Origin of the sequence: Bacillus methanolicus, from assembly GCF_028888695.1 — a bacterium.
Classification (GTDB): domain Bacteria; phylum Bacillota; class Bacilli; order Bacillales; family Cytobacillaceae; genus Bacillus_Z; species Bacillus_Z methanolicus_B.
This window is the reverse complement of record NZ_PNFF01000001.1, coordinates 1,475,551-1,488,218: the sequence shown is the minus strand read 5'-3', so window position 1 is coordinate 1,488,218 and position 12,668 is coordinate 1,475,551. Positions and strand designations below refer to the sequence as shown.

Here is a 12,668-nt window from a genome sequence, read left to right as displayed (position 1 = left end):
ACTCCTTCTAAATTTAAACAAAAATAGACAAACTACTACTAAATATTACAATATTTTCTGTTATATGCATAGATTGGATTTTTTAAAAATTTCTATAAAAAAAGGTAAATATTTTTTATAGATAAGTAGGGTTAATAGCATTTTGGACAAGTTGTACAAGTGGTAGAAAAGGAGAAATTGGACTTTAGTTGCTTTTCAAGAGAAAGATGGGTTAAGATACCTGAAGATTTACAGAAACTCTAGAATATTCATCCTCTTGTTTTGGAATTATATAAAAAAACAAGAGGAGATGATGTCATGAGAAAATTTGTCATTTTGCTCTGCCTTTCTCTCGTTCTTTCTGGATGCGGAAATGGAAACGATGATAAACAGGGCGCTTCTGAAGATAAACAACAACAAGGCACGTCAGCGCAGAATAAAGGGGATAACTCGCCTGTTCGTATACAGCATAGCCAATCTCCGGCAAAGCGGATTCAAGAGGTCAATCCGGCAAAGACGGCCCACGATAGAAGACCCATTAACTCGATTGGATTTCTTGAGCCGATCACCCCGCAGCAATCTGTTTCAGATTTAAAAGGGGTTAGCCAGCATTTATCATATGTAGCTTTTTTCAGTTACCGAGTGAACGCCGATGGAAGTCTTGTTCCAATTAAAGACGCTGAAGCAATTTCGGCTACTAAAAAATCCGGTGCGATTCCAATGATGGTGATCACCAACTTTGCAGAAGGAAACTTTTCTCCGGATATTGCTCATCGCATTTTTACAGATAAAACAGCCTCTAACAGCTTGATCAAAGGCGTTATTCAAACGATGAAAGCGAAAGGATACGAAGCCTTAAATATCGATTTTGAACATATTCGCGAAAAGGACCGTGAGTTGTATAACGGCTTTCTCGAAACGATCTTGCCACAGGTTCGCAAAGCCGGTTTTGCTGTTTCAACTGCATTGGCCCCTAAAACGAGCGATGAACAAGGAGGACCATGGCATGGAGCCCATGATTATAAGAGACATGGGGAGTTAACAGATTTCGTCATTCTAATGACCTATGAATGGGGGTGGTCCGGCGGTCCGCCAATGGCGGTGTCACCGGTTCCGCAAGTCCGCAAAGTGCTGGATTATGCCGTTTCCGTGATTCCGCGGAACAAAATTGTAATGGGTGCTCCATTGTATGGCTATGATTGGACTTTACCTTATAAAAAAGGCGGCAAATTCGCCAAACGAATCGCTCCTGAGGAAGCAGCTGACCTGGCAGCCAGAGAAGGAGCTGAAATTCATTATGACAATGAGTCACAGGCACCTTGGTTCAATTACATTGATGAGCAAAACAAAAAACATGTTGTCTGGTTTGAAAATGAACAGAGTATGCAGGCAAAGTTTAATCTCGTAAAAGAATACGGGCTAAATGGTGTGGCCTACTGGGTGCTTGGTGAGCCTTTCCCTCAAAATTGGACATTGCTTGAAGATCAGTTTATTATTCAAAGACACTAAGCGGAAGAAAGGAAAATGTTAGAAGAGTCTGGTGATGGGGGCTCTTTGTTTTTAAACTTTTTACAAAATTGAAGCTTGAAGGCTTTCTTTATCTTTAAGAGAATCTTTTATTTCAATTTGTGGCAAGGTAATTATGTAAATTTTACTAACAAAAAAATCATTAGGAAAGAAGGTGGTCATATGCCAACTAATCAAAAACCCAATAGATTAATCGCTGAAAAATCACCATATTTACTACAACATGCTTATAACCCTGTTAATTGGTACCCCTGGGGAGATGAAGCATTCGAGAAATCGAAACGCGAAAACAAACCTGTTTTCGTATCTATTGGGTACTCCTAGTTTGGTGTAATAATCCACATGCCACTAGTGCCATGTTATGGAACGTGAATCGTTCGAAGATGAAGAGGTTGCAAAGCTGTTAAATGAGAGATTCGTTTCCATTAAAGTCGACCGGGAGGAACGTCCGGATATCGATTCAATTTATATGAACATTTGCCAGATGATGAATGGACACGGCGGCTGGCCGTTAAGTGTGTTTATGACACCGGATCAAAAGCCGTTTTTTGCAGGAACATATTTTCCAAAAGAAAGCCGCTACGGTGTTCCGGGGTTTAAAGAAGTGATCATTCAATTGTATGACCAATACATGAAAAATCGTGATCATATTGAAAAGATTGCAACTGATGCGGCGGAAGCTTTGAAACAATCGGCAAGGGAATCAAGTGTGGAATTGCCTTCAGCGGATGTTTTACATAAAACGTATCAGCAGCTTGCCGGCAGCTTTAACAGCGTTTACGGCGGATTTGGAGATGCGCCGAAATTTCCGATTCCGCACAATCTTATGTTTTTGCTGAAGTATTATAAATGGTCCGGCAAGGAAATGGCATTGAAAATGGTTGAAAATACGCTCGTTTCAATGGCGAATGGCGGTATTTATGATCATATTGGGTTCGGTTTTGCCAGATATTCGGTTGATGCGATGTGGCTCGTTCCACATTTTGAAAAAATGCTTTATGATAATGCACTACTTCTTTATACGTATTCCGAAGCTTATCAAGTGACAAAAAACAATAAATAAAAGGAAATTGCTGAGCAAATCATTGAGTTTATCACGAGAGAAATGACGAATGAAGAAGGTGCCTTCTTTTCGGCCATTGATGCGGACAGCGAAGGGGAAGAAGGGAAATATTATGTTTGGTCGAAAGAGGAAATTTTAGATGTGCTCGGTGAAAAAGACGGGGAATTTTTCTGCAAGGTTTATGATATAACGGCTGACGGAAACTTTGAAGGGAAAAATATTCCGAACCTCATTCATACGAACATAGTGAAAACCTTTGCTGAAGCCGGGTTGAAACTCGCAGAAGGCAAGGCGAAGCTCGAAGAATCCCGTCAAAAGCTTTTTGAAAAACGACAAGAGCGGGTCTATCCACATCTTGATGATAAAATTTTGACCTCATGGAATGCGTTGATGATTGCCGGACTGGCAAAAGCAGGCCAGGCATTTCAAAATAAAGATTATGTTGAAAAGGCAGAAAAAGCATTGCGGTTTATTGAAGAAAAGTTAGTGGTGAATGGGGAGCTTATGGCCAGATACCGTGACGGCGAATCGAAGTTCAACGCTTATCTCGATGACTGGGCATTTCTTTTATGGGCGTTATTGGAGTTGTATGAAGCAACTTTCTCAATGGAATATTTGGACAAAGCCAGAAATACTGCCGAAAAGATGAAAAAGCATTTTTGGGATGAACTGGATGGCGGTTTTTATTTTACAAGAAGCGACGGGGAAGTATTAATCGTCCGCGAAAAACAAGTGTATGACGGGGCTCTGCCGTCCGGGAACAGTGCAGCGGCTGTCAGCCTTCTTCGGCTTGGCCATTTTACGGGTGAGACGAAATGGTTTGATATAGTGGATGAGATGCATCGTTTCTTCAAACATGACGTGGAATCTTATGGACCAGGCCATACATTTTTGTTGCAAAGCTTGCTCTTGAAAGAGTTTCCGATGCGTGAAGTGGTTATCGTCGGCACACCGGAAAAGCGCAGTGAATTAGCTGGTATCATTCAGAAAGCTTATACTCCGGAACTCGCTCCGTTAACTTCAAATAATCAAGAAGAATTGGAAAAAATTTATGAGAGAGGCTATGCAGCTACCGATTCTGATTTAACTGTTTATATTTGTGAAAACTTTACGTGCCAACAACCTTTGAATGATTTGAAAGATGTGTTGAAAGAACTTAAGATCGCAAATGATTGAGGGGGGGCTTTTCCCTCAATCATTTTTCAAAAAAAAGGAAAGTTAATCTTTCAACAAGGAGCATCAGGAAGAATCTGGCCCCTATAAATTATTCGATCGTCTTTGTGCTTCTTCGTGTTTCGCCTTGTGTTTATCATGTCTAAACAAGGCGTAAACAATTATTTTTATATCTATATTGATTTTTTATTGTGTAATAGAGCTGTTTTTTGGTTAGAAGCTCGTGATCAAAGGGAGGTTATGAGCCGTTATTTTGATAAATGAGCTTTTATTTTGATAAATGAGCCTCTATTTCGATAAATGAGCCGTCGTTCACATTTATGAGCTTCCATTCTAATATAGAAATAAGAAAAACCGGGTATGCTGGGCCCTTTCTCTTGACTTTTTATGTGGATTGTAACTATAATGGTTACAACAAGGGAGTGAAAGTAATGAAAATCAGCAGCCGTTTTACGGTAGCGGTTCATATTCTATCTTTGCTGGCGCTAGAAAGAAATAAAGTTTGTACTTCCGAGTGGATTGCCGGAAGTGTCAACACGAATCCAGTCGTTATACGCAGAGTACTGGGAATGCTTAAGAAGGCAGAGCTCGTTAACGTTCGTGCGGGTACCGGCGGGGCAAGTCTTACTAAAAGCCTGAATGAGATTACACTTTTGGATGTATATCGGGCAGTTGATGTAGTCGAAGAAGGAGAACTGTTTCAATTTCATGATAACCCCAATCCGAATTGCCCGGTCGGTTCAAACATTCAACCTGTTCTTGAACTTGTCTTACTAAAAGCACAAAATGCGATGGAAAAAGTGCTTGAAGAAATAACGATGGAGGAAATTACAACCGGCATCGTTCAAAAAATAAAATCCAGTTAAAAAAGTATTTTTTTTTAAACTAGATGTAACAATGATTGTTACAACAAAATTCACTCTCAATTTTAATGGAAGGAGGGATACGTAAGAGCCTTCATTGCGCCAGCATAAAGGAAAAAAAATTTGACATTTTAAAGAGAAATATATTACAATTATCTCGAATTCGAGATAATTGAATAAAAATATCTTGAAATAAAGGTAATAGACGAAAGGATGGAGAGAAATGAATCTAGGAGTTTTAATTATTCGACTAGTAATTGGACTTACTTTTATGGGACATGGAGCCCAAAAATTATTTGGTTGGTTCGGCGGCCACGGTTTGAAAGGAACTGGCGGATTTTTTGAATCAATAGGAATTAAACCGGGGTATCAGATGGCATTATTAGCAGGACTAGCTGAATTTTTAGGCGGAGCTTTATTTGCACTTGGGCTTTTCACTCCGCTTGCAGCTGCTTTGATTGCCGGAACAATGTTAGTGGCAATTGTGAAAGTTCATGGATCTAACGGTTTTTGGGCTGCGCAAAACGGTTATGAATTTAATCTTGTTTTGCTAGCTGCAGCAATTGGGGTTGCACTAATTGGTGCGGGAAGCTATTCAATTGACGCCATTATTTTTTGATCTTAATTCGGAGAATGGATTTTAAATAGAAATGAAAGTGATATGACAATCGGATATTACTTCTTAAATTTTCCCTCTGCTTTAAAGCAGGGGTTTTATTATTCAAAAAAAAATTCGCTCTCATCGAGCGAATCAATAATAGAAAAAGAGACCATTAAAATAATTGTGAAGAAAACGATATATAGTATGTTTTTAACATTTTTAATACTATATATTGAAAAAAATTCTATCATACTTGTTAAGCAAGAGCAATCAAAATCATATAATTATTATATTGCTCAAAAAACTACAAAATCATTTTAATAAAATGAAATTTTAGAAAATGATTGATTGTTGCAATCGTTTTCCAGTAAGATTTGATCAAAGAAGATCACTCCGAAACGACATAAATTATTCTCGCATCTTTAAGCACGCATTTGACTGGCGGTTTTTCGAAGCATATAGAAACAAAATAACGATAAAGGTCGTGACAGTATGATTTATACATTGACATTAAATCCGTCCGTTGACTATTTCGTCCAACTGGAAGAGGTTAAGATTGGAGAGTTAAACCGGTCTAAAAGCGAGATGAAATTCCCGGGCGGAAAAGGAATTAATGTTTCCCGAGTTTTAAAAAGAATGGGAGTAACAACTAGAGCGCTCGGTTTTATTGGAGGTTTCACCGGAAAATACATTGAAGACTTTTTACAAAATGAAAAAATAGAAACCGATTTTGTAAGAATTAAAGAAGATACACGAATCAATATAAAGCTAAAAACAAAGACAGAAACAGAAATCAATGCAAAAGGCCCTCACATTTCTGAGAGAGACTTTCAAGGCCTAAAAGAAAAAATCAATCACCTGACAGATGGAGACTTGCTTATTTTAGCGGGTAGCATTCCAGCGGCAATGCCAAAAACTACTTACGAAGAGCTTGTGAAAATCTGTTTCAAAAACGGAACCAGGTTTGTCGTTGATGCCGAAGGAGACTTGCTTAAGAAAGTTCTTCCATACAAGCCGTTCCTCATTAAGCCAAACCATCACGAACTTGGGGAATTTTTTGATACAGAAATTACTTCTAGAGAAGAAGCAATTAAATATGGGAAACAGCTTTTGGATATGGGCGCCCAAAATGTGATCGTTTCACTGGCTGCAAAGGGAGCAGTTTTTATCAATGAAGCTTGTGCTTTAATTGCTGAAGTGCCGAAAGGGGAAGTAATAAGTTCTGTTGCAGCGGGAGACTCGATGGTAGCCGGTTTCTTAGCGAAATACGAAGAAACAAAAGACGTTAAAGAAGCGTTCCGATACAGTGTCGCCGCCGGAAGTGCAACCGCTTTTTCAATTGGATTATGCACTTCAGATAAAGTCGAAAAATTATTGCCTCACGTTTCAATTAAACAAATTGGGATAGAGCTAGAATGAAAATTACGGAACTGAAACAAAGATGATCGCTTTCGAAATAAATAACTCCAATAGGTTTTTAATTGATTTTTGCAGCGAACAACGACATATACGAAAAAGAGCACTTAAATAGTGCTCTTTTTCAATATTATTATTGTTAAACAGAAACGGCCATCATTCTACTAATCCAATACTCTTACATACTTCGGTTTAATGACAAGAATTATTGTTATAGTTCTATTTTCTATAATAAGTAATTCCAAAAAAGATCAATTGTTGACAAGTCGTACATTTTAATTGCCGTTCTTAACATTTTTGGTTTCCAATTACATATTTATAAATTATAGGCTCTTGCAGAACATACCATTTATCATTTTGGATTTTCTTTTTGAGTTACAGTATTAAGATGCTTTTGAAACGCGAGTTAGTAGTATTGAAGTCTCATCTTAAAACAGGTAATTATTCATGTTTACATTTTGGTTATATTTGTAATAAACTAAATTATGGAAATAATCAGAAAAAGGAGGATGTTAAAAAATGAAGTTAGCAACAAAAATTTTTCTTTCTATGTTATTAGTATTTACAGTGTTTGTCCCTTTTGCTTCTAACATAAACCAAGTTAGTGCTGCTGGAAAAACTGTCAAGGAATGTACAGGTAGCGGATATACTAGGACGTGTACTACCTATAAAGTTTTCCGCTACAATGTTTACTGGACCAAAAGCGAGGTAAACAAAATTGTTAAAAAGTATGAAGCAAAACCCGGTAATATACAATTAATTATAGAATACATTGTAACACTTAATCCCTATACAGGTGTGGCAAAGTTATTTTATGAGATTGGTGCTAATAATATTATTGGTGATTTTAAAACTGCTAAAAAGAAGAAGACTGGGTTAAGAATTCAATATGATATGTATGTTCCACAAACTGGTCCAAATATTGTTAAAACAAAAAATTACAAAAGGACTTTTGAATGATATTTTAATAGTGCTGATACAAACTAACTAGTTATTCTTCAGAGTAAATGATATAGTAAATAAGAAGGAGATAAATCCTACACATTGTAGGTTTTTATCTCCTGTTTTATTTACAATGCTCCGCATACATAGCACTCCTTAGAATCCTTTGCTTTAGAGCTGGTTTAATATCATCTAAAATGACTAAATCTACCGGCTTTTGAAAGTGATCTTCGAGATTAAACTTTAAATCCATATAGTTATCAAATGTCATAGCATGATCCGTAATGATTACCTTTCTAAATAAGATTTTTCGAGTGAATAATCAAAGAAGATAATAAGAAATGCAATGAAAAGAATCGATAAACCGTATGTTAAAAGCGGTCTTTTTGTGTGAAGCTTTATGAAACCGTACATAAAAAAATAAAAGGGAAGTTCCATCCAAAAATGATATTTTTCATTATAGCCAAATTCGACGAAACGAACCAACAGCCATTCGAATAGTAGAGAGACTACCACCCATTTCAATAAATAGATCCATTTCTTTTTCGTCTCAGTAGGAAAAAAACTAAGATAAAGCAGATTCAAGGAGGGAAGGAGTACAAAAGTGTCAGTGATATCTTTCCATAGTGTTGAAGGCACATGAAACCATAAGCGGTCTCTGCCCATAATGACATATGAAAGAAGATTCATCGAAGAGCCGTATAACAGAGTTGATAGGTATTTCTCCCAGTGCCTCCACGCTCCAAATATAAAAACAATGAAAACAAGTAAAATCAGAATAATGATATACAAGCCCATTTCCCATCTGCAATCACAGCCTTGGTTTTATCCTTATTTTTACCTGAAAAGTGATCATTTATGTTTGTAAGGAGTGGCTTGCTTACTTAATGCTGTTCGAAAATATTGACCACTTTTCCCGGATTAACGACCACTTTTCGAATATATCAACCACTTTTCACGGTTTATCGACCATTTTTGGAATATATCGACCACTTTCCAGGAAATGAGATAGGACCCTTTTCTGGAAAACATAGGAGTTCTGACTCAATTTTACTAATTTCGAACACATGTTCTATTAAGTGGACGAAAATATGGTATACTATAGGAGCGATAGTTCGTTTCGCAAGGGAGGTCGGCTAGCCCCGTATGAAAGGGGGTGAGGCCTTTTGACAGTTTTTGAAGCGATGACATTGATGATTTCATTTGCAACTCTGATCATCGCTGTTTTAACATTCAACCAAAAAAAATAGACCTCCCTTGACCGCAAATTGAGGGAGAGGTCTATCTTGTTTCGTAGGCCGATCCCCTGTGGGAACGACTATGGCAGTGACCGCCGGTGCTGCAACACCTGCGGTCATTTTCTATTTCAAATGTTTATTAAATTGTTTCATTTTATCATTTCAAGAATACCATACTATTTGGAAAATGTCACGGATTAACGACGGTCTGAATGAATATAGGACTATAATGGAATAGTATGTCTTGTAAGCAGAATTCTTTGGGAGGTAACAACATGACAAAACGAAACCGGAAAACAAAATCGGGGCTTCAAAGTGTAAAAAGCATAACAGATCCCGAATTTGCCGGTGAATTAAAACCGGTCGACAAAAAAGCTAAAAAAACACGGCCAAAATGATAGAAATGAGAACGAATGGGGCAGAATAAAACTGCCTCTTTTTTAACGTACATACCGGAAAAATTGCTGAAAGGAACTGATATTTATGCCGTATTTTTCCCATGGAGAAAACAACATTTTCTTCGAAGATATCGGTTCAGGTGTTCCGATAGTTTTTGTTCACCCTCCTGCGATGGGGCGGAAAGTTTTTTATTATCAAAAAAAGCTTGCCAAGCATTTTCGTGTTTTGCTGCCTGATTTAAGCGGGCACGGGGATACAACAGGTCCGGCAGGAAAAGTTTCAATAGCCGGATTTGCCGGAGAAATTAAAGGTTTGTTGGATTATCTAGAGATCGAACGTGCGGTTGTTTGCGGTTATTCATCCGGAGGAGTTGTTGCACAGGAATTTGCTCTTCAAAATCCGAACCGGACACTAGCTCTTATTCTTTCCGGAGGGTTTCCGCAAGTAATGTCTCCGGCCTTTAAGTATGAACATCTTATTGGGATGTATTTCGTAAAGCATGCTCCCGGATTTTTGAGGTACATAATCGCAACGAGCCATACGGACAATAAGGAATTGAGGAACGACATTTTGCATCATATGGAAAAAGCTGACCGGAAAACATGGTTTGATTTTTATGAACGATCTCTTCAATATTCCTGCCTTGACCGCCTTCATAAGCTGAAAGCGCCATTACTGTTGTTATACGGTTCAAGAGACATTGTAAATCAACATGCTCGCGCCTACAAAAAGCATACGAATTGCCAAATTGCAATAATTTCCAAAGTATCCCATCACCTGCCAACGAAGAGATGGGAACTGTTCAATCAATTGATAACAGGATTTTTATCGGAAAAAGTTCCTGCAGATTAATTATAGGGAAATTGTGCCGCAGATCCTGATTCTGTGGTATTTTTTGTAAACTGGCTCATAAATGTTCGAAAGTGGATCATAAATCTTAAAAAATGGCTCATAAATCTAAAAAGTGGCTCATAAAAGTTCAAAAGTGGCTTATAAACCTTAAAGTTCATAAATCTTAAAGAGCGTCTCATAAAAAATGTCACTCATAATTGCTCAAAAGTGGCGAAAAAAAAACAGGTCAAAAACTTTTTCATTAAAAAACCGCATTGATTTTTCCCAATGCGGATTAGCTCGTTCATTCTTTTTCAGGTTTGATCGCCATAAATGTGGCGAGTGCGGCCAGAATGCTTAAGCCGCTTAGAAGAAAAAATAAAGTCTGTTCGGTATTCTTCATGAGAATCGCAATGGCCGGAGGGCCTGCCGCAACCCCGACAAACCTCATCGAACTGTAGATCGAAGTGATTGTTCCTCTTTGCTCTTTTTCAATCCCTTCTGTTATCAGTGCATCGAGGCAAGGAAGCACCGCTCCGATTCCGATTCCGCTTAAGGAAAACATTGCAATAATAAACCATAACGTTTTAGAAAAACTTAAAGAGGCAATCGATGTTGCCATCAGCAATGTTCCCCCAAATGTAATCCATTTCATGAGCACTTTATTTTCTTTAATATTTTTGCCGGTAATAAAAGATGAAAGGCAGAGTGCTCCGAGAGGAACGGCTAAAAGCAGCCCTTTCCTGACATTTTTAATCTCATAGTCCTTTTCCAAAACTTCTGATAGATAAAACAGCATTCCAAATAGGACAAACATTATAATAGCACCAATCAAGAAAGCTGCACATAGCCAGCGACGGTTATAAATAAAAATATCTTTCACTTTTTTGAAAAAAATGCTAAAGCGTATCGGCTCTTCTTTTGATTTTGGCGTTTTAACATGGAAAAACATAAGCAGGATAGAAATTGCACAAAAAACAGGAAATGCAAAAAAAGGAAGAAACCATATAAAACCGGCCAAAAATGAACCTAAAATAGGGCTTAGAACTTTCCCAAGCGTGTTCGAAGTTTCAATCATTCCAAGAGAACTGCTGACTTCGTCTTCACTTTTAAATATATCTCCGACAAGCGGCATAACAATCGGGGCAGCCCCAGCAGCACCAACTCCCTGCAATGCCCGGCCGATAAGAATAAGCCAGTAACCATCATTCATCTTCCACGAAGCCCACCCGGAAATGATCCCACCAATACCTGAAATCAAGAGGCTTGGAATGATTACTTTTTTGCGGCCGATATGATCAGACAAAAAACCGGCAATGGGTATGAGAAAAATTGCAACGACTGAATAAACTGTTATAATCAAGCTCGACTGGAAAGAAGAAATATTTAACGCTCTTTCCATCATCGGAAATACAGGAAAAAGCATTGAATTCCCAAGGGTCATAATGAGCGGAATCGATGAAAGCGATAAGAGCGTCCAATGCTTATGAAAGTTCTGTCTTGACCGGTCTGATTTTTCTTTTGCGAGTCCTTTTGGGAGCTTTTCTAAATGTTCCATCTCAATAACCTGCCTTTAGAATTCTCTTTCCATTACTATTTGCCATTTTTCAAATACTAGAAGGAAAAATGAATAGCTTTTTATGGAAAAAAATCATATCAGAATAAATTAATTTTTTAAAAAATTCTCTTGACTTTTTCTTTAATCCTTATTATGATGAAAATCAAAATAAGATGCGGCGTTGACGAAGAAGAGTAGCTATTATGGAAACTGCAGAGAGCTGATGGTTGGTGCAAATCAGTGTGGAAGTAATAGCGAATGGGCTTCCGAGCCACCAAACCGAACCTCTTGTATGAGCAGTAGGCTTTGGCGAATGGTCTCATCGTTACAAGAGACAGGTATTCAAGCATAATGCTTTGATACCTATAAAGTGAGCTGAATTTTTTCAGCTAATGAAGGTGGCACCACGGGTTTCTCGTCCTTTACAGGCTTGAAGCCCTTTTTGTTTTTCAGAAAACGTGCATGGCTTTAAACATCCAACCATAACATGGAAATAGGTTTCATTTTAAACATTTCCAACATAATAAGGCGGTGTGAGCGAAGCCAGGCTCTAATTATTAACAATGCTAATATGTAACTAGCTAAAGCAGGTTGGCATTTCTATTCGTTAATAGCGCACCACCGCCCTTTTACCACAAAAAATGAAAATGGTAAATCGATGAGTAAGAATAGTAAGCTGATGGAACTTCATGACAGAGAGCCGGGTCAGGTGAAAGCCGGTATGAAGGATTCAGCTGAATGGGCTTACGAGAGGCAGCCTGAACTTTAGTAGGGCTGCACGGAATTCCACCGTTAAAAGGATAGGGTATAAAGAAAGGCGGAGTATTCTCGTCCAGGACCGCCAAGATATTTTGCGCAGAAATAAAATGTCTTGACCTGGCCGGCCATGGCGAATGAATCTGGCCAAAGAGAAAAAGGCCGAGTTTGTACAAAACGCCAGTCCGTCCTTCACGTACCCGAAGAGAGGGAGCATTTTTATGCTCCAAATGAGGTGGCACCGCGGTCTGACGATATCGTCCTCTATATGCACAATTCTCGTGCGTATAGAGGACTTTTTTATTTTCACAAAAAGAAAGGA

General features: G+C 38.1%; 12 protein-coding genes, 1 pseudogene and 2 other annotated features. Of the genes and pseudogenes, 11 read left to right on the top strand and 2 right to left on the bottom strand.

What is annotated here, in order from left to right:
- Nucleotides 1-297: 297 nt before the first annotated feature.
- From C0966_RS07375 to C0966_RS07340, 8 genes are all read left to right on the top strand, one after another.
- Entirely contained in the window at nt 298-1,488 is a 1,191-nt protein-coding gene (locus C0966_RS07375) for a glycosyl hydrolase family 18 protein (RefSeq protein WP_274854616.1), read from the top strand.
- A 180-nt stretch (nt 1,489-1,668) separates the two neighbouring features.
- Complete coding sequence (locus C0966_RS07370; protein WP_274854614.1) at nt 1,669-1,830, top strand: DUF255 domain-containing protein; 162 nt, start codon at nt 1,669-1,671, stop codon at nt 1,828-1,830.
- Nucleotides 1,831-1,867: 37 nt separating this feature from the next.
- Nucleotides 1,868-2,569 carry a thioredoxin domain-containing protein gene (locus tag C0966_RS07365; protein ID WP_274854612.1) on the top strand — a complete coding sequence of 234 codons (702 nt, stop codon included), beginning with the start codon at nt 1,868-1,870 and terminating at the stop codon, nt 2,567-2,569.
- A gap of 42 nt (nt 2,570-2,611) precedes the next feature.
- Nucleotides 2,612-3,745 (top strand): thioredoxin domain-containing protein, encoded by a 1,134-nt coding sequence (locus tag C0966_RS07360; protein WP_274854610.1) that lies wholly within the window; start codon nt 2,612-2,614, stop codon nt 3,743-3,745.
- 428 nt (nt 3,746-4,173) lie between these two features.
- A complete protein-coding gene (locus C0966_RS07355) occupies nt 4,174-4,608 on the top strand; it encodes an Rrf2 family transcriptional regulator (protein ID WP_274854608.1) in 435 nt (144 codons plus the stop codon).
- A gap of 220 nt (nt 4,609-4,828) precedes the next feature.
- Entirely contained in the window at nt 4,829-5,224 is a 396-nt protein-coding gene (locus C0966_RS07350; RefSeq protein ID WP_274854606.1) for a DoxX family protein, read from the top strand.
- 474 nt (nt 5,225-5,698) lie between these two features.
- Nucleotides 5,699-6,625 (top strand): 1-phosphofructokinase, encoded by a 927-nt coding sequence (pfkB, locus tag C0966_RS07345; protein WP_274854604.1) that lies wholly within the window; start codon nt 5,699-5,701, stop codon nt 6,623-6,625.
- Between the two features lie 516 nt (nt 6,626-7,141).
- Nucleotides 7,142-7,582, top strand: a complete 441-nt coding sequence (locus C0966_RS07340) for a hypothetical protein (protein WP_274854603.1) — start codon at nt 7,142-7,144, stop codon at nt 7,580-7,582.
- A 106-nt stretch (nt 7,583-7,688) separates the two neighbouring features.
- Here C0966_RS07340 and C0966_RS18570 read toward each other — a convergent pair.
- A pseudogene (locus tag C0966_RS18570) lies at nt 7,689-7,844 on the bottom strand (nucleotidyltransferase family protein); the annotation flags it as partial.
- A gap of 886 nt (nt 7,845-8,730) precedes the next feature.
- Here C0966_RS18570 and C0966_RS18655 point away from each other — a divergent pair.
- The 3 genes from C0966_RS18655 (at nt 8,731) to C0966_RS07330 (ending at nt 10,053) form a co-directional block, all read left to right on the top strand.
- The gene (locus C0966_RS18655; RefSeq protein ID WP_425535938.1) at nt 8,731-8,814 is read left to right on the top strand and encodes a putative holin-like toxin; all 84 of its coding nucleotides are present in this window, start codon (nt 8,731-8,733) and stop codon (nt 8,812-8,814) included.
- Between the two features lie 263 nt (nt 8,815-9,077).
- Nucleotides 9,078-9,200, top strand: a complete 123-nt coding sequence (locus tag C0966_RS07335; protein WP_274854602.1) for a hypothetical protein — start codon at nt 9,078-9,080, stop codon at nt 9,198-9,200.
- 85 nt (nt 9,201-9,285) lie between these two features.
- Nucleotides 9,286-10,053: an alpha/beta fold hydrolase gene (locus C0966_RS07330; RefSeq protein WP_274854601.1), complete on the top strand. Its 768-nt coding sequence runs from the start codon at nt 9,286-9,288 to the stop codon at nt 10,051-10,053.
- A gap of 283 nt (nt 10,054-10,336) precedes the next feature.
- On the opposite strand, the gene C0966_RS07325 is transcribed toward C0966_RS07330, so the two are convergent.
- On the bottom strand, nt 10,337-11,590 hold the full coding sequence (locus tag C0966_RS07325) for an MFS transporter (RefSeq protein WP_274854599.1): 1,254 nt from the start codon (nt 11,588-11,590) through the stop codon (nt 10,337-10,339).
- A gap of 172 nt (nt 11,591-11,762) precedes the next feature.
- Nucleotides 11,763-12,016, top strand: a binding site (T-box leader).
- Nucleotides 12,017-12,239: 223 nt separating this feature from the next.
- Nucleotides 12,240-12,614 (top strand) — a binding site (T-box leader).
- The last annotated feature ends 54 nt before the right edge of the window (nt 12,615-12,668 follow it).